The organism is Streptomyces sp. NBC_00289 (assembly GCF_041435115.1).
Lineage (GTDB): Bacteria > Actinomycetota > Actinomycetes > Streptomycetales > Streptomycetaceae > Streptomyces.
This window is the reverse complement of the sequence record NZ_CP108046.1, coordinates 6,362,371-6,378,645: the sequence shown is the minus strand read 5'-3', so window position 1 is coordinate 6,378,645 and position 16,275 is coordinate 6,362,371. Positions and strand designations below refer to the sequence as shown.

The window sequence follows — 16,275 nt, the reverse complement described above, 5'->3', positions numbered from 1 at the left end:
GCCGGTAGACGTTGACGACATGAGCCGCACACGTGACGAGTCCGCCGCCGACCGCTTCGACGCCTCGGGGGTCACCCCGGACGGCGCCGCCTGGCTCGCGTCGGCGGGAACGTACCCGCGCAGCACCCTGTCCCTGTGGCAGGAGCGGCCGGACGCGCCGGTCGTGCTCCCCTGCGGTGCCGTCTTCGACGTGGTCAGCGCTCCCGTGGTGTTCGGGCGCCGGATGGTCGACCGGCTGTGGGACGAGGGCCCCGGGTCGGGGCCGGTCGCGGTGTTCTGGGGGCGGATGCTGCTGTTCGCCGCGCCGGGCACGGCTCAGCGGCTGCCGTCGCTGATGCGCTGGGAGGAGTGGGGCGACCGGGACGGCGAGTGCGCCCGTACGGGGTCGATCCCGCCGCTGCTGGGCCATGGCACCGGCGACGCGGTGACCGTGCCCCCGCCGCTGGGCGCCGCCGGCCCCGGGGGCCGGTTCGACGCGCGCTGGCTGGTGGCGCCGGACACCCGTCGCCCCTGGCTGCCCGGCCCGGAAATCCTGCTGTGGGCGGCGGTGCGGGCGGCCCGCGCGGCCGTACGGATTTCGATTTTTCCTCCCGCCGATCAGGATGCTAAGGTCTACGACGTCAGCAGGCGCCGCTAGCTCAGTTGGTTAGAGCAGCTGACTCTTAATCAGCGGGTCCGGGGTTCGAGTCCCTGGCGGCGCACGATGACGATGGCGAGGCAGTTTCGCGGAAACGCGAACCGGCCTCGCCATCTCTGTTGGTGCGCGGCTCGGGGGTCAGCCGGGCGTGATCCTCACCGTCCACGCTCCCGCGGCCGTGCGGCCCTGCACTTCCACCCGCACGTCGTCGCCGGGCACGGTGAAGCTCTCGCCGAGTGCGACCGGGGCGTCGGCGAGCGGCGGGTAGACGGAGTTCTCCCAGCACGCCTCGGTGCGCGGGTGGGCGTCGACCACCTCCACCGGTCCGCCGCCGGACTCCTCCCCGCTGCGCACCCGGTACACGAGGACTCCCTGCCGGCACGCGGCGGCGTCGTCACCCATCGGCCCGCGCGCCTCGAAGGCCAGCACGCTGTCGGGGCCTGTCCGCACCACCGCGAGCTTGGTGCCGAGCCCGAGGCCGAAGGCCGGCGCCCCGGCGGCGCCCACGGCCGGGCCACCCGGGTGCGCGCCCAGCGGTTCCAGGGTCAGCACCGTGGAACCGATCCCCGGCACACAGGTGACCTGGCGGGGTTCCAGCCATCCCAGCTTCCACTTGTGCCAGGCGAACAGGTCGGGCGCCAGACCGAACTGACTACCCATCAGGTCCCAGTCGCCGACGTACGTGTCCCAGTCGCCCTTGCCGTCCATCGGCCGGTGGTACAGGTCCGGCAGGTCGAAGACGTGCCCGGTCTCGTGGGCCAGCACGAGCTGGTCCGGCGGATGCTTCTCGAACACCGTGACGACCCGGCGGATGTCCGTGCCGTCGGCCCGCAGCGGGGTGTCCAGGTTGACGACCTTCGTGGCGTCCGAGTCCACGCCGGGCGCATCCGGGTCGGCGACGAGGTAGACGAGGTCGTAGCGCGAGAAGTCGACGTGCCGGTCGGCCGCGGCGAGCGCGTCCCGCAGGTAGGCGGCACGGTGGGCGGCACTCCAGTCACGCCGTATGGCGTACGAGGTCGAGCGCCGCGGCATCCTGATCCAGTGCCGCAGCGGGTGTGGGCGCAGGGTGAACTTGCCGTAGGAGGCGTGTTCGAAGAAGCGGGTGGTGGCCGGGAAGTGGTCGGCGGCCAGTTCGGCGGGGGTGGTGCGGGGGGCCGCGTCCGGGAAGGACAGGAAGACCATCACCGCGTCGAGGGCACTGGCCGGGCGCGGATAGGCGGCGTTCCAGGTGTCCAGCCCCTCCGAGTGGTGGGCCGTGGTGCGCCGGAGGGCGCACGGCGACGAGGCGAACGATTCGGCGGCCGAGGGGCCGGTCAGGATCGAGGTCGCGGCGAGCGCCGACATGGTGGTGAACACGGCCGCGGTGCTGCGCAGTCGAGGTCGGGCACCCAGTCGGCCCAGCCGCTCGACGACCTCACGGGTGACTGCCCTGAGAGGGAGCTGACGCGGCACGTGGACCTCCGGGAAGCGGTTCGCGGGACACCGCCACCCAGCCTGTGTGCATTTGTAGTACTACGTCCTGTTTGTCTGCACCAGAAGAGTGAGAGGACGCGGTGACCGACGGAAACGACACCCCCGAAACGCTCACGGACCGTCACAACTGGTCGGAGGGCCGAAGAACCCGTCCACCTGCGGGCAGAAACGATCTGTCAGAACGGCCACTGCTTCCGCGACACTGGACAGTGGCTGGAAGGGCCGGGGGCCAACCTCTATGATCGGCACACTTTCCTGACCTTTCCTGCACGGACACGGCCCGGGCGGCCGATCCTCCACCCGGCCGGCCATCCCGACGAGACCCATCCGAAAACCGAGTGCACTGCGGGAGTGAGCGGTGAGCGGAACGTCCGAAGGCCCGACGCCCGCGGCAGACCTCATCCGGCCGGCCGTCACAGTGAGTAACGCAGAACGACCTCCGGGTACGGAGGCCGGGCCACCCCCGTCTCCGGCGTCCCCGGTGTCACCCGCGCCCTTCAGGTCCGCCTTCTCCGTCGCCCCGCTGGCGATGGCGGTGGTCGACCGGGAGGGCCTGGTGGCCAGCGCCAACGCCTCGTTCCGCACCCTGCTCGGCACCGGCGCGGACCCGCTGACCGGGAGCGTGGCGGCCGACCTGGTGGACCTGGCGTCCGACGCCCGCACCTGGCACGCGTACCGCGAGATGCTGCGCGGCCGCCAGGCCAAGCTGCGCTGCACCCGCCGGCTCAAGCATCCCGACGGGCACTCGCTGTGGGTGCAGGTCACGGTGGCGCCGCTGCCGGACGAGGAGCAGGGCGTCCTGCTGTCGGTCGCCGACATCAGCGCCCGCCGTGAACTCCAGGCGCGGCTGCGGCACTTGCAGATGCACGACCCGGTGACCCGGCTGCCCAACCGCACGCTGTTCTTCGAGCGCCTCTCGGCCGCGCTGGAGGCGGAGTCGTACGAGGAGAGCGGCACGGGCCGGATCGGGCTGTGCTACCTGGACCTGGACGGCTTCAAGGCCGTCAACGACACGCTCGGACACCGGGTCGGCGACCGGCTGTTGGCCGCCGTGGCCGAACGCCTCACCCGCTGCGCCGACGAGGCGGGGCACGCCCGGACGAGCGCCCCGCTGGTGGCCCGGCTCGGCGGCGACGAATTCGCCCTGCTGGTCGAGGACTCGACGGGCACCGAGCAGCTCGCCGATCTCGCCGAGGCCGTACTGAAGTCGCTGCAGGCGCCGTTCGACATCGCCGGTCAGCGGCTGTCGCTGTCGGCCTCGATCGGGGTCGTGGAACGGCACGCGGCCGGCACCAGTGCCACGGGTCTGATGCAGGCCGCCGACACGACGCTGTACTGGGCGAAGGCCGACGGCAAGTCCCGCTGGACACTCTTCGATCCGGAGCGCAACGCCCACCGGATGACCCGCCAGGCCCTCGCCTCCACGCTCCGGCCGGCCATCGAGCGCGGCGAGTTCGCCCTGGAGTACCAGCCGTTGGTGGGGATGGAGGACGGCCGGCTGCGGGGGGTCGAGGCGCTGGTGCGCTGGAAGCACCCGCAGTTCGGGATGCTGACGCCGAATCGGTTCATCGGACTGGCCGAGGAGGACGGCTCGATCGTCCCGCTGGGCCGCTGGGTACTGGCCACCGCCTGCCGCCAGGCCCGCAGTTGGCAGGTGGACCACCCGGACGAGCCGCCGATCTTCGTGAGCGTCAACGTGGCGGTCCGACAGGTGTGGGACTCGGACCTGGTCGCGGACGTGGCACAGATCCTCGCGGAGACGGGGCTCGCGCCGCACCTGCTGCAACTGGAGCTGACGGAGTCGGCGGTGATGGGCTCGGCGGGACGGCCGTTGCAGGCCCTGCAGGCGCTCAGCGACATGGGCGTCCGGATCGCGATCGACGACTTCGGCACCGGATACTCGAATCTCGCCTATCTGAGCCGGCTGCCCGTGTCCGTGCTGAAACTGGACGGGTCCTTCGTCCGGGGCTTCCAGTACGAGGGGTCGGGCGTCGCGCCGAACCCGGCCGACGAGGTCATCGTCGAGGCGATGATCCAGCTGGCCCACCGGCTGGGGCTGACGGTCACGGCGGAGTGCGTGGAGACCTCGGCGCAGGCCTCCCGGCTGCGGCGGATCGGCTGCGACACCGGTCAGGGGTGGCTGTACTCGCGACCGGTGCCGCCGGATCGTATCTCCGGACTGCTGGGGGTGCGGGCCTGCCCGCAGGTGTGAGCCCCGGGCCCTGTCGTCACGACAGGGCCGGTCTCAGGCGGTGGGCAGGCCGTAGGCGTCCGCGATCAGTTCGTACGAGCGCAGGCGCAGGTCGCCGTTGTGGGCGTGGGACGTGATCATCAGTTCGTCGGCGCCCGTGCGCTTGTGCAGGTCGTCCAGGCCGGAGCGGACCTCGTCGGCGGTGCCGTGGATGACGTTGGAGTTCCAGGAGTCGATGAACTCCCGCTCCAGCGGGCTGAATTCGTACGCCTCCGCCTCTTCCGGGGTGGGCACGAGGCCCGGGCGGCCGGTGCGCAGGCGGACCATGTTCAGCGAGGCGGCCAGGACCTGGCGGCGGGCCTCCTTCTCGTCCTCGGTGGCGAGCGCGGAGACACCGATGAGGGCGTACGGCTCGTCGAGGACGGCGGAGGGCTTGAAGGACTCCCGGTAGAGGTCCAGGGCCGGCACGGTGTTCTGCGCCGAGAAGTGGTGCGCGAAGGCGAAGGGCAGGCCGAGGACACCGGCGAGGCGGGCGCTGAAGCCGGAGGAGCCCAGCAGCCAGACGGACGGCCGGTGCGGGGACTGGACGCCGCCGGGTGAGGTCGCCTGGATGGGGCCCGGGACTGCGTGGATACGGCTGTACGGGTGGCCGTCGGGGAAGTCGTCGTCCAGGAAGCGGATGAGTTCCGCGAGCAGCTGGGGGAAGTCGTCGGCCTGTTCGTCGAGGCGGTCGGACCGGCGCAGGGCGGCCGCGGTGGCGCCGTCCGTGCCGGGGGCGCGGCCGAGGCCGAGGTCGACCCGGCCCGGGGCCATGGCCTCCAGCGTGCCGAACTGCTCCGCGATGACGAGGGGAGCGTGGTTGGGCAGCATGACGCCGCCGGAGCCGAGACGGATGCGGCTGGTGTGGGCGGCGAGGTGGGCCAGGATCACGGCCGGGGAGGAGGAGGCGACGCCCGGCATGGAGTGGTGCTCGGCGACCCAGTAGCGGTGGAAGCTCCGGGACTCCGCGAGGCGGGACAGGGCGACGCTGGTGCGGAGGGCGTCTGTGGCGGTGTGGCCCGCGCCCACGGTGACCAGGTCCAGGACGGAGAGGGGGGTGGGAGCGGTACCGAGTGTCGTTCCCCGGATCTCGTCTGTGGTCACGGTGGGTACCTCCTGGATGTGCCGTGCGGTGTCCTCGCCGGGCGTAACAGGAGGGGGGCTCCGGTTTATTCCCTACCCTTGTACGGGGTCCGGCCCCCCGCGCCCCCGGCCCGTCGCCCGCTTCGGGGGCCAGCCCCCGTACCCCCGCTCCTCAAACGCCGGAGGGGCTGGATCTGCCCGATGCGGCTCCGCACCCCGCTCCTCCAACGCCGGAGGGGCTGGTTCTGGCCTCGGCTACGCCTGCACGATCGGTTCCCGGGTGAACAGGGCGCCGAGTGTCGGGGCGTTCACCCGGCGGTCCGCCAGGCGGAGGGCTTCCCAGACCGTGACCTGGTTCGCCGTGAGGACCGGCTTGCCCAGTTCCTTCTCCAGGGCCGGGAGGTGGGCGGCCGTGTGCAGGGCCGTGTCCGGGAGGAGGACCGCTTCCGCGTCCTGGTGGTCGGCGGCCCGCGCCAGCGCGAACAGCTCGGCCTCGCCCCAGGTGGCGACCTCCGCCGCCGTGATGATCCCGGAGCTGCGGACGGCGACCACCTCCGCGCCGCCCTCCCGCAGGAAGTCCGCGAACAGTGCCGCCACGTCGTCCGGGTACGTCGCCCCGACCGCGACGCGACGCACCCCGAGCTCGTCCGCCGCGTGCGCGAAGGCGAAGGAGGTGGAGGAGGCGGGCAGTCCGGCCGACAGGGCGAGGGCGCGCACCTGCTCGTGCGCGCCCTCCCAGCCGTACACGAAGCTGCCGCTCGTGCAGGCCCAGACGACGGCCTCGGCGCCCGAGAGCCGCAGTTGCTCGACGCCCGCCGCCAGCCGCCCGGGCGCTCCCATCTCACGCAGTGCGTCCACCCGGTGCGCGTCCTCGCCGATGTCGGTGTGGACCACGTCCACCCGGATGTCGCTGCCCAGGAGCAGTTCGATGCGCTGGTAGTCGTCCTCCGCGGAATGGCCCGGGTAGAGGAGTCCGAGTGCTGTCATGTCCAGCCTTCCTGCTGCTGTTCTTCGTCCGGCACTTCCGGCAGTACGGGGCCGGATCGCGCCGCCGGATCGATCAGCGCCTGATACGGCCCCACGGCTCGGGTACCCAGTCGGCGCAGCGCCGCCCACATCGTCACTTGGTTGGCCGAGATCACCGGGATACGCAGTTCCGCCTCCAGTTGGGGGATCACGTCGTAGGTCGGGAGGTTGGTGCAGGAGATGAACAGGGCGTCCGCCGTGCCCGCGCCCGCCGCCCCGCCGCGTACCGCGCGGCGCGCCATGTCCGCCACCTGTCGGTAGGGGACCTGCCAGATGTGCCGGGTCAGGCCCATGTAGGCGCACCCGGCGACCGTGACGCCCGCCTCGGCCACGTACTCCTCCAGGGCCCGGGTCACGGACTCCGTGTACGGGGTGACCAGCGCGACCCGTCGCAGGCCGAGCTCGGTCAGCGCCTCCAGCAGGGCTCCGGACGTCGTCACCGACGGCACGGCGCCCGAGCGGGTCATCGCCTCGCACATCGCCCGCTCCCCGGCGATCCCGCCGACGAAGCTGCCGGAGGTACAGGCGTAGGCCACCACCTCGGGGGTGACCGCGATGAGCGCGCGGACCGCGTCGCCGAGTGTCTCGTGCTCGCTGACCAGGCGGGCCAGGTCGAGGCTGACCTCGACCGGCACGTACGGCGTCCGGGTCAGGTGCAGCGAGACCTCGTCGGGGACCCAGCGCCACAGCTCGCGGTCCAGCGCGAAGTCGAAGGGGGCGACGACACCGACCCCGCGCTGCGGGCGTGGGCCGCCGAGAAAGGAGATGTCCATGGCGTCCATGACAGGCACCGGCCTCACTCTGGGAAGCGGGAGGACAACGGACCGTACGCGCGCCCGTGTTGACGAAGGTAGGTTCGGGTGCGAGCGTGGTCAATCCGCGCCTGTCAGACGGCCCGCCACCTGGAGATACGGTTCCGTATGGCCGATCCCGCTCCCGTCCCCACGCTCCTGGTCCTCGACGCCGACCCGCTCCCCCGGCTCGGCCGGCTCACCGGCCGGGCCCGGATCGAGCACGCGAACGAGTCGACCCTCGCCGCACTGCTGCCGTACGCGGACGTGCTGCTCGTGTGGGACTTCACCTCGCACGCCGTCCGCGCCGCCTGGCCCGGCGAGGGCCCCAGGCCGCGCTGGGTGCACACGGCGAGCGCGGGCGTGGACCACCTGCTCTGCCCTGAGCTGGCCGCCTCCGAGACGGTGGTGACCAACGCCCGCGGCATCTTCGACCAGCCCATCGCCGAGTACGTCGCCTCCCTCGTCCTCGCGATGGCCAAGGACCTGCCGAGGACCTGGGACCTCCAGCGGGAGCGGACCTGGCGCCACCGGGAGTCGCAGCGGGTGGCCGGCACCCGTGCCTGCGTCGTCGGGTCCGGCCCCATCGGCCGCGCGATCGCCCGCACGCTCAGGGCACTTGACGTGAAGACGGCGCTCGTCGGGCGCGCCCCGGCCACCGGTATCCACGGGCCCGAGGACCTGGACCGGCTGATGGCCCGCGCCGACTGGGTGATCGCGGCCGCGCCGCTCACGGAGACGACGTACGGCATGTTCGACCACCGCCGGTTCGGCGTCATGCAGCCCTCCGCGCGGTTCGTCAACGTCGGCCGGGGGCAGCTCGTCGTCGAGGAGGCGCTCGTCGAGGCGCTCACCAAACGCTGGATCGCGGGCGCGGCGCTGGATGTCTTCGCGGCCGAACCCCTGGGTCACGACAGCCCGTTGTGGCAGGTGCCGAACCTGATCGTGTCCCCGCACATGAGCGGCGACACGGTCGGCTGGCGGGACGAACTGGGCGCCCAGTTCGTGGAGTCGTACGAGCGCTGGGAGGCGGGCAGACCGCTGCCGAACGTGGTCGACAAGCAGCGCGGATACGTGCCGGGACGCTGAGCCGCCCCGCCCCTCACGGTTGGAGAGCGCATGACGGACGACCTCACCGAGCTGACCGCCGGACGACTCCTCGAGGGCTACCGCAAGGGCGAGTTCAGCCCTGTTGACGCCACCCGCGCGGCCCTGGAGCGGGCCGAGCGGATCCAGCCGGAGGTGAACGCGTTCGTGCGGCTCACCGCGGCCGAGGCCCTGACCCGGGCGCGGGCGTCGGAAGAGCGGTGGCTGCGCGGTGAGCCGTCCGGACTGGTGGACGGCGTCCCGGTCACGGTGAAGGACATCCTGCTGCAACGCGGCACACCGACCCTGCGCGGCTCCAGGACGATCTCGGCGCAGGGCAGTTGGGACGAGGACGCCCCCTCCGTGGCGCGGTTGCGCGAGCACGGCGCCGTCTTCCTGGGCAGGACGACGACCCCCGAGTTCGGCTGGAAGGGCGTCACGGACTCGCCGCTGACCGGCATCACCCGCAATCCGCACGACCCGGCCCGCACCGCGGGCGGTTCGAGCGGGGGCGCGGCGGCGGCCGTGGCGCTCGGCGCGGGACCGCTCGCCCTCGGCACCGACGGCGGCGGCAGCGTCCGGATCCCGGCGTCCTTCTGCGGGATCTTCGGCCTGAAACCGACGTACGGCCGCGTGCCCCTGTATCCGGCGAGCGCCTTCGGCACCCTGGCGCACGTGGGGCCCATGACCCGGGACGCGGCCGACGCGGCGCTGCTCATGGACGTCATCGGTGTTCCGGACGCCCGCGACTGGTCTGCCCTCGCCCCGGCCCCGGGCTCCTTCACCGCGGGCCTGTTCGGCGGGGTGCGGGGTCTGCGGGTCGCCTACTCACCGTCCCTGGGCGGTCAGGTGGCGGTGCGGCCGGCGGTCGCGGCGGCGGTACGGCGGGCGGTGGAGCGGCTGGCCGGGCTCGGCGCGTACGTCGAGGAGGCCGACCCCGACTTCACCGACCCGGTGGACGCCTTCCACACCCTCTGGTTCAGCGGGGCGGCCCGAGTGACCCAGCATCTCGGGCCGCAGCGGCGGAAGTTGCTCGACCCGGGGCTGCGGGAGATCTGCGCCCTGGGGGCCCGGAGCAGCGCGCTCGACTATCTCGGGGCGGTCGACGTCCGGATGGAACTCGGCCGGCGGATGGGCCGCTTCCACGAGTCCTACGACCTGCTGGTCACCCCGACCCTGCCGATCACCGCCTTCGAGGCGGGCGCCGAGGTCCCGGCGGGCTCGGGACAGCGCCGCTGGACGGGGTGGACCCCGTTCACCTACCCCTTCAACCTGACCCAGCAGCCGGCGGCGACCGTCCCGGTCGGCTCGGACGGGGACGGTCTGCCGGTGGGCCTGCAACTGGTGGCCGCCCGGCACCGGGACGACCTGGTGCTGCGGGCGGCGCACGCGCTCTACGAGGCCGGCGTCACGTCCGCCGGAGGCTGAGGGTCAGGTCCGCCGGAAGCTGAGGGTCTCCCCCGCCGCGCCCGTTCGCCACAGGTCGTTGCAGCCCTCGGCCATCTCCTCCAGCCCTTCCACCACCTGGCCCCAGACGATGCCGGGGACCCAGCCCACGTCACCGTTGAGCAGGAGGTTGTTGCGTTCGTAGAAGAGCGCCAGGTCGACCAGGGTCGTCCCGGCGTGGACCTCACGGTCGTAGCCGTAGGCCTTCGTGCCCAGTTCCGCGCCCGCGAAGGAGAAATAGCAGAGATCTCCGGGGATCGGGGTGACGGTCGGATTTTCCAGCGGTGGCTCCTTCTCCGCGAACGGCGGGAACAGCGCATAGATCTCGTTGCGCGCGTACTTCGCGTGGTAGACGTCACCGGACAGCGGAAGCGCGTTCCACACGGCGGCGCAGGTGAGCGGCGCGCGGTCGTCCAGCAGCTTTGCCGTACACGTGATTCCACGCCTGACCAGCGAGATTTCCAGATATCGGTCGGCCATGGGTTCCATGGTGCATACATCGCATGCTCTCGGGTAGCGGCGTCGCCATGGCTCCACCACTGGAACATGGCAGACACACATCCGGGCCCGGCCGCCGATCGCTGCTCGCGGGGGTGGCGGCGCTCGGCGCGCTGGGCGCGGCCGGCTGCTCCCGCGTGGCGACCGCGTCCACCACGGAGGGCGGTGACCTCCTCGACCGGCTGCGGGCGCAGGGCGTCGTACGGCTGGGCATCGCGGGCGAGATCCCCTTCGGGTACATCGACCGGGACGGCGAACTGACCGGCGAAGCTCCCGAGTTGGCGCGGGTGATCTTCAAGCGGCTCGGCGTGGACAGGGTGCAGCCCGTACCGACCGAGTTCGGGTCGCTCATTCCGGGACTCAACTCGCAGCAGTTCGACGCCGTGGCCGCCGGGATGTACGTCAATCCCGAGCGCTGCGAGCAGGTCGTCTTCGCGGACCCCGACTACCAGATGCTCGACTCCTTCATCGTGCGGAAGGGCAACCCGAAGGGGCTGCACGACTACAAGGACGTCGTGGAGAAGAAGGCGAAGTTCGCCACCGGGACCGGGTATGCCGAGATCCAGTACGCCGTCGAGGCCGGTTACAAGGAGAGCGACATCCTCGTCGTGCCGGACCAGGTCGCCGGACTGAACGCCGTGGAGGCGGGCCGGGTCGACGTCTTCGCCGGGACGGCGCTCACCACCCGCGAAGTGGTGAAGAAGTCGGGCAAGGCCGAGGCCACCAAGGCCTTCACCCCGATCGTCGACGGCAAACCGCATGTCGACGGGGGCGCCTTCGCCTTCCGGCCGACCGAGACGCGGCTGCGGGACGCCTTCAACGTGGAGCTGCACAAGCTGAAGAAGAGCGGGGAGCTGTTCCACATCCTCAGACCCTTCGGATTCACCGAGGCCGAGATGACCGATCTGACCGCGAAGGAGCTGTGCGGCGGATGACCTCGGGACTCTGGGAACTCGTACTCAAGGGGATATGGACCACCCTCCAGCTCCTCGTCCTCAGCGGCCTGCTGGCCGCCGCCGTGTCCTTCGTCGCCGGGGTCGCGCGCACCCACCGGCTGTGGATCGTCCGCTTCCTCGCGGGCTTCTACACCGAGGTGTTCCGCGGAACCTCCGCCCTGGTCATGATCTTCTGGGTGTTCTTCGTGCTGCCGCCCGCCTTCGGCTGGCAGCTGGTGCCGATGTGGGCGGGCACGCTGGCCCTCGGACTGACCTACGGGGCGTACGGCTCGGAGATCGTGCGCGGCGCGCTCGCCGCGGTCGACCCGGCGCAGCAGGAGGGCGGGATCGCGCTCAGCTTCACGCCCTGGCAGCGGCTTCGGCTGATCCTGCTGCCGCAGGCGGTGCCGGAGATGATCCCGCCGTTCTCCAACCTGCTGATCGAACTGCTCAAGGGCACCGCGCTGGTGTCCGTCATGGGCATGGGCGATCTGGCGTTCAGCGGCAACCTGGTGCGCCTCGCGCTACAGGAGAGCGCCGAGATCTACACGTACGTCCTGCTGATCTACTTCGTGATCGCCTTCCTGCTCACCCGTGTGATGCGCGGACTGGAGAAGCGGCTGAAGGCCGGGGTCGGCAAGGCGCCGGAGCGTGGTGTGACCGCGCATGAACTCAAGCGCGCCGAGACGACCGGCGTGGGAGGTGGGGTCGCGTGAAGTGGGACTGGAACGCGGTCGGTGACTTCATGCCGCTCTTCTGGGACGGGCTGCTGGTCACCCTGCAGGCTCTGGTGCTCGGCTCGCTGATCTCCTTCGCCCTCGGGCTGGTGTGGGCGCTGCTGATGCGGACGCCCTCGCGGTGGGTGCGCTGGCCGGTGGGCGTGGTGACGGAGTTCGTGCGCAACACCCCGCTGCTGGTGCAGTTGTTCTTCCTCTTCTACGTGCTGCCCGAGTGGGGTGTGACCCTCTCCGCGCTGGCCACCGGTGTCATCGGGATCGGGCTGCACTACTCGACGTACACGATGCAGGTCTACCGGGCCGGCATCGAGGCGGTACCGGCCGGCCAGTGGGAGGCGGCCACGGCCCTCAACCTGCCGGTGCGCCGGACCTGGACGGCGGTGATCCTGCCGCAGGCGATCCGCCGGGTCGTGCCGGCGCTCGGCAACTACGTGATCGCGATGCTCAAGGACACCCCGCTGCTGATGGTGATCACCGTGCTGGACATGCTCGGCCAGGCGCGGCTGTTCTCCCAGGAGCACTTCCAGTTCACCGAGCCGCTGACCGTGATCGGCGTGGCCTTCATCCTCATTTCCTATCTGGCCTCCCTTCTGCTGCGAGCCATGGAGCGACGTCTTGTCCGTTGACACCGATCCCCGTCCCGAGATGAACCCCGAGAAGCACACCGGCGAGCTGATCCGGCTGGAGCAGGTCACCAAGCGGTTCGGCGACAACACCGTCCTCGACCACCTGGACTTCTCCGTGGCGGCCGGCAAGCACGTCACCCTGATCGGGCCGTCCGGGTCCGGCAAGACCACGATCCTGCGGCTGCTGATGACGCTGACCAAGCCCGACGAGGGCACGATCACCGTCGACGGCCAGCAGCTCTTCCCGGCCCCCGAGAAGCAGGTCCGGGAGGTCCGCAAGAAGATCGGGATGGTCTTCCAGCAGTTCAACCTCTTCCCGAACATGACGGTCCTGAGGAACCTCATCGAGGCCCCCGTCACCGTCCTCGGCCTGTCCCGGGACGAGGCGGAGGCCCGCGCCCGTGAGCTGCTGGACCTGGTGGGCCTGGCCGACAAGTGCGACGCCCGCCCCACCCAGCTGTCCGGTGGCCAGCAGCAGCGGGTGGCGATCGCCCGCGCGCTGGCGATGCGACCGCAGGTGCTGCTCCTCGACGAGGTGACCTCCGCGCTGGACCCGGAGCTGGTCGCGGGCGTCCTGGACGTGCTGCGGGACATCGCGCGCAGCACCGACATCACGATGCTCTGTGTGACCCACGAGATGAACTTCGCCCGGGACATCTCGGACCAGGTCCTGATGTTCGACAACGGCCGCATCCTCGAGTCCGGTCCGCCGGACAGGATCTTCAGCGACCCGGAGCACGACCGGACCCGGGAATTTCTGAGCGCGGTCCTCTGACTAGGAAGTGAAGCCGCCAACACCCGAGGTCCACGCACTGGGTCATGACGTTGGCATGTGCCAGAGTGTCTTCGCCCCTGTTGAGAGCGCCGCATTCTCGTCAACACCCGCTCCAAACAGGCCTCTTGCCCGTTATCGTGGGTGGTGATTCGCTGTCCGGATTACGGCCCAAGAAGCGAGCGCAGGGGGAAACACCGTGGCGCTGATGCACGAGCCGACCGCGCCGTACCACTCGGCCCAGGACGCCCTGCGCGTCCTGGAGACCGTGGCACGGCACACCACCGGAGTCACCGACGCCGGACTCGCCCGGCACACCGGCCTCAGCCCGGAGCGACTGACCACGCTCCTGAGGATGCTGCGCCGCGAGCGATACGTCGACCAGGGCGCCGACGGGGCGTACGTCACCGGCGACGCCCTCACCCGCCTGGGTTCCACGCACGACCGCGAGGCGGCCCTGCGCGAGAAGCTCCAGGCCACCCTCGACCGGCTGCGCGACTCGATCGGCGCCGCCGTGTACATCAGCAGGTACGTCGACGGCGAGGTCACCATCTCCCAGTACGCGGACGGCCCCGCCACTCCCTCGGTCAACGAGTGGGTCGACTTCCGGCACTCCGCCCACGCCACCGCGCTCGGCAAAAGCCTGCTCGGCCAGCTCGACCACAACGGCCGCCGCGACCACCTCTCCCGGCACAAGATGGCCCGCCTCACCTCGCGCACCATCACCAGCGACCGGCTGCTGCTGTCCCGGCTGGAGTCCCAGCCGCCCACCGTGCCCCACCTGGACCTCCAGGAGTACGCGGTCGGCACGGTCTGCGCGGCCGTCCCGATCACGGCCGGCTCCTCGGTCGGCTGCCTGGCGCTGTCACTGCCCGTCGAGCACGCCCACCGGCTGCGCCAGGCCGCGGACGCGCTGAACCGGAACGCGGCACCGGTACTGCTGTCCCTGGCGATCTAGTGCCCCGACAGGCAACGTTCGCCCCGTCGCGCGGACGTTGCCTGCCGCGGCACCGGTCCGCGACGCACGACCGGATCCGGGCGGCCACGGGGCCGCACCGGAAATGGTCGGGAGCACCCCCGGGCAGCGGGTAGTATTTTTCCGTCGCCGACCGCGAGAGCGGACGGCGAGGGTCACGCGCCGCTAGCTCAGTTGGTTAGAGCAGCTGACTCTTAATCAGCGGGTCCGGGGTTCGAGTCCCTGGCGGCGCACAGAACGAAGGGTCCTCGCGAGAGCGGGGGCCCTTCGGCTATGTACGGGGAGCGGGGCCCTTCGGCTGTCCGGCGAGCAGCTCCGCCCGCCCGTGCTCCCTGTACTCGGCCACCAGCTTCTCCGCGTCCTCCTCCGTCAGCCTCCGGTAGGCGCACTCCCCGGGCGGCCGCCACCACACCGGATCGGCGCAGCGGAAGCCCTCCCGTCTCAGTCCCGCGCGGTGGATCTTGTTCGTGGCGGTCACCGGCATCCGCTCGACCACGCGCACGAACCGGGGGGCCATCTTCGTCCCCAGATCCGGCTGCGCGAGCAGGAACTCGGCGAAGGCCGGCGGGGCGAAGTTACCGGCCAGTGTCACCATCACCTGGTCCCCGGCCACCGGATCCGGCACCGCGTACACGGCGACGGCGGTCGCGCCGTCGTACCGGGCGAGGATGTTCTCGATCACCGCGGCGGCCAGGTTCTCGCTGTCGACGCGCAGGCGGTCGTCGGCGCGGCCGGCGAAGTGGAGGTAGCCGTCGGCGTCCCGGTAGAAGAGGTCACCGGTCCAGTAGCCGCCTTCCCGGCGGCGGGCCGCGTCCGCCTCGGGGTTGCGCCAGTAGCCCTCGAAGGGGTTGGGCCCGCGGTTCACCAGCTCGCCTATGGCCTCGTCCCCGTTGAGCAGCCGCCCGGCCCCGTCGAAGGCGGCGGGTGGGCACTCGACGCCCGTGTCCGGGTCGAGGACCACCAGACCGGGTGTCGCCCGGCCGACCGCGCCGGGCGGTGTGCCCGGCGTCCACTGGATCGCGGCTCCGCCCTCCGACGAGCCGTATCCCTCCACCAGCCGCACCCCGAACCGCCGCTCGAAGGCGGCCGCGTCCACCGCCCCGGCCTCGGTGCCGAAGCCCAGGCGGAGCGGGTTGTCCCGGTCGTCGGGGCGCGGTTCGGTGGCCAGGACGTACTGGACGGCCCGGCCCACGTAGGTGAAGTACGTCGCCCGGTACGCCCGTACGTCCGTCAGGAACCGGGAGGCCGAGAAGCGCCGCCGCAGGGCGACGCCCGCTCCCGCGGTGAGGGCGGGGGCCCAGTCGGCGATCACCGCGTTGCCGTGGAACATCGGCATGCAGATGTAGTGCACGTCCTCCGGCCGCACCCCGAACTGCTCGACGAGCGAACGGCCGGCGGCGGCCAGGCGGCCCTGGGTGCAGATCGCGGCCTTGGGGGCCCCGGTGGAGCCGGAGGTGAAGTAGAGCAGCAGACGGTCGCCGGGAGCGGCGCGGGAGGTGTCCGGCTCCGCGCCGGCGTAGGGCGCGAGGAGGTCGTCGTACTCCTCGGTGCCGGTCACCAGCAGCCGCAGCCCCGGGAGTTCGAGGCCGGCGAGGAGGGGGAGGTGGGTGCGCTCGGTGACCAGGATCCGGCACTCGGTGTGCAGGATGTCCCGGGCGAGTTCGGGGCCCCGGCGGGTGGGGTTGATCCCGGCGACCGCGGCCCCGGCCAGGGCGGCCGCGCTCAACCACAGGGGATATTCGGGGGTGTTGTCGAGGAGGACACCGATGTGCGGTTCGGCGTCCGGTGGCAGCAGGTCCGCGAGCAGGGCCGCACGCGCCGCGGCCTCGGCGGTGACCTGGTGACGGGTGAGCGTCCGCTCCTCGGACCACAGTCCCGGCCGGTGGTCGCCCCACCCCTGCCCGACGAGCTCCGCGACGGTGGTGCGCCTCGTGGACTCCATGGGCGCGCACAGTAGTT

The 16,275-nt window shown here is 71.6% G+C and carries 15 protein-coding genes and 2 tRNA genes; 11 read left to right on the top strand and 6 right to left on the bottom strand.

From position 1 onward, the window contains the following. Positions 1–19 precede the first annotated feature (19 nt). Together OG985_RS28990 and OG985_RS28985 are read left to right on the top strand one after the other, a co-directional pair. Positions 20–637 (top strand): bifunctional DNA primase/polymerase, encoded by a 618-nt coding sequence (locus OG985_RS28990; protein ID WP_371671279.1) that lies wholly within the window; start codon positions 20–22, stop codon positions 635–637. Beyond that, a tRNA-Lys gene (locus tag OG985_RS28985) sits at positions 628–701 on the top strand. The genes OG985_RS28990 and OG985_RS28985 overlap by 10 nt, the downstream gene beginning before the upstream one ends. Before the next feature lie 74 nt (positions 702–775). On the opposite strand, the gene OG985_RS28980 is transcribed toward OG985_RS28985, so the two are convergent. Continuing rightward, on the bottom strand, positions 776–2,089 hold the full coding sequence (locus OG985_RS28980; RefSeq protein WP_371671278.1) for a M6 family metalloprotease domain-containing protein: 1,314 nt from the start codon (positions 2,087–2,089) through the stop codon (positions 776–778). A 379-nt stretch (positions 2,090–2,468) separates the two neighbouring features. On the opposite strand from OG985_RS28980, the gene OG985_RS28975 reads away from it, so the two are divergent. Beyond that, positions 2,469–4,322, top strand: coding sequence for a putative bifunctional diguanylate cyclase/phosphodiesterase (locus OG985_RS28975; RefSeq protein ID WP_371671277.1), 1,854 nt, complete (start codon positions 2,469–2,471; stop codon positions 4,320–4,322). A 33-nt stretch (positions 4,323–4,355) separates the two neighbouring features. Here the strand turns inward: OG985_RS28975 and OG985_RS28970 are convergent, their stop codons facing one another. The 3 genes from OG985_RS28970 to OG985_RS28960 form a co-directional block, all read right to left on the bottom strand. Beyond that, complete coding sequence (locus OG985_RS28970; RefSeq protein ID WP_371671276.1) at positions 4,356–5,444, bottom strand: LLM class flavin-dependent oxidoreductase; 1,089 nt, start codon at positions 5,442–5,444, stop codon at positions 4,356–4,358. Between the two features lie 234 nt (positions 5,445–5,678). Further along, on the bottom strand, positions 5,679–6,410 hold the full coding sequence (locus OG985_RS28965; RefSeq protein ID WP_371671275.1) for an aspartate/glutamate racemase family protein: 732 nt from the start codon (positions 6,408–6,410) through the stop codon (positions 5,679–5,681). Beyond that, positions 6,407–7,222, bottom strand: coding sequence for an aspartate/glutamate racemase family protein (locus tag OG985_RS28960; RefSeq protein ID WP_371674525.1), 816 nt, complete (start codon positions 7,220–7,222; stop codon positions 6,407–6,409). The genes OG985_RS28965 and OG985_RS28960 overlap by 4 nt, the downstream gene beginning before the upstream one ends. A gap of 147 nt (positions 7,223–7,369) precedes the next feature. On the opposite strand from OG985_RS28960, the gene OG985_RS28955 reads away from it, so the two are divergent. Next, entirely contained in the window at positions 7,370–8,329 is a 960-nt protein-coding gene (locus tag OG985_RS28955) for a D-2-hydroxyacid dehydrogenase (RefSeq protein ID WP_371671274.1), read from the top strand. 30 nt (positions 8,330–8,359) lie between these two features. Continuing rightward, positions 8,360–9,754: an amidase gene (locus tag OG985_RS28950; RefSeq protein ID WP_371671273.1), complete on the top strand. Its 1,395-nt coding sequence runs from the start codon at positions 8,360–8,362 to the stop codon at positions 9,752–9,754. A gap of 3 nt (positions 9,755–9,757) precedes the next feature. Here the strand turns inward: OG985_RS28950 and OG985_RS28945 are convergent, their stop codons facing one another. Next, positions 9,758–10,252, bottom strand: a complete 495-nt coding sequence (locus OG985_RS28945; protein WP_371671272.1) for a DUF3830 family protein — start codon at positions 10,250–10,252, stop codon at positions 9,758–9,760. Between the two features lie 47 nt (positions 10,253–10,299). Here OG985_RS28945 and ehuB point away from each other — a divergent pair, with 47 nt between their 5' ends. The 6 genes from ehuB to OG985_RS28915 all read left to right on the top strand — a co-directional run bounded on the left by ehuB (position 10,300) and on the right by OG985_RS28915 (position 14,549). After that, positions 10,300–11,205 carry an ectoine/hydroxyectoine ABC transporter substrate-binding protein EhuB gene (gene ehuB / locus OG985_RS28940; RefSeq protein ID WP_371674524.1) on the top strand — a complete coding sequence of 302 codons (906 nt, stop codon included), beginning with the start codon at positions 10,300–10,302 and terminating at the stop codon, positions 11,203–11,205. After that, on the top strand, positions 11,202–11,921 hold the full coding sequence (gene ehuC, locus OG985_RS28935; RefSeq protein WP_371671271.1) for an ectoine/hydroxyectoine ABC transporter permease subunit EhuC: 720 nt from the start codon (positions 11,202–11,204) through the stop codon (positions 11,919–11,921). The genes ehuB and ehuC overlap by 4 nt, the downstream gene beginning before the upstream one ends. Further along, on the top strand, positions 11,918–12,568 hold the full coding sequence (gene ehuD, locus OG985_RS28930; protein WP_371671270.1) for an ectoine/hydroxyectoine ABC transporter permease subunit EhuD: 651 nt from the start codon (positions 11,918–11,920) through the stop codon (positions 12,566–12,568). Before ehuC ends, ehuD begins: the two co-directional genes overlap by 4 nt. A 19-nt stretch (positions 12,569–12,587) precedes the next feature. Then, a complete protein-coding gene (ehuA, locus tag OG985_RS28925; RefSeq protein WP_371674522.1) occupies positions 12,588–13,343 on the top strand; it encodes an ectoine/hydroxyectoine ABC transporter ATP-binding protein EhuA in 756 nt (251 codons plus the stop codon). Positions 13,344–13,539: 196 nt separating this feature from the next. Next, complete coding sequence (locus tag OG985_RS28920; RefSeq protein WP_371671269.1) at positions 13,540–14,298, top strand: IclR family transcriptional regulator; 759 nt, start codon at positions 13,540–13,542, stop codon at positions 14,296–14,298. 177 nt (positions 14,299–14,475) lie between these two features. Continuing rightward, positions 14,476–14,549: transfer RNA gene (locus OG985_RS28915), tRNA-Lys, on the top strand. Positions 14,550–14,587: 38 nt separating this feature from the next. Here the strand turns inward: OG985_RS28915 and OG985_RS28910 are convergent. Then, positions 14,588–16,258, bottom strand: coding sequence for a long-chain-fatty-acid--CoA ligase (locus OG985_RS28910; RefSeq protein ID WP_371671268.1), 1,671 nt, complete (start codon positions 16,256–16,258; stop codon positions 14,588–14,590). Positions 16,259–16,275 lie beyond the last annotated feature (17 nt).

Coding starts and splice junctions, on each gene's coding strand:
- OG985_RS28955 (WP_371671274.1), top strand. CDS start 7,370: ATGGCCGATCCCGCTCCCGTCCCCACGCTCCTGGTCCTCGACGCCGAC.
- ehuA (WP_371674522.1), top strand. CDS start 12,588: ATGAACCCCGAGAAGCACACCGGCGAGCTGATCCGGCTGGAGCAGGTC.
- OG985_RS28945 (WP_371671272.1), bottom strand. CDS start 10,252: ATGGCCGACCGATATCTGGAAATCTCGCTGGTCAGGCGTGGAATCACG.
- OG985_RS28960 (WP_371674525.1), bottom strand. CDS start 7,222: ATGGACATCTCCTTTCTCGGCGGCCCACGCCCGCAGCGCGGGGTCGGT.
- OG985_RS28910 (WP_371671268.1), bottom strand. CDS start 16,258: ATGGAGTCCACGAGGCGCACCACCGTCGCGGAGCTCGTCGGGCAGGGG.
- ehuB (WP_371674524.1), top strand. CDS start 10,300: ATGGCTCCACCACTGGAACATGGCAGACACACATCCGGGCCCGGCCGC.
- OG985_RS28965 (WP_371671275.1), bottom strand. CDS start 6,410: ATGACAGCACTCGGACTCCTCTACCCGGGCCATTCCGCGGAGGACGAC.
- OG985_RS28950 (WP_371671273.1), top strand. CDS start 8,360: ATGACGGACGACCTCACCGAGCTGACCGCCGGACGACTCCTCGAGGGC.
- ehuC (WP_371671271.1), top strand. CDS start 11,202: ATGACCTCGGGACTCTGGGAACTCGTACTCAAGGGGATATGGACCACC.
- OG985_RS28990 (WP_371671279.1), top strand. CDS start 20: ATGAGCCGCACACGTGACGAGTCCGCCGCCGACCGCTTCGACGCCTCG.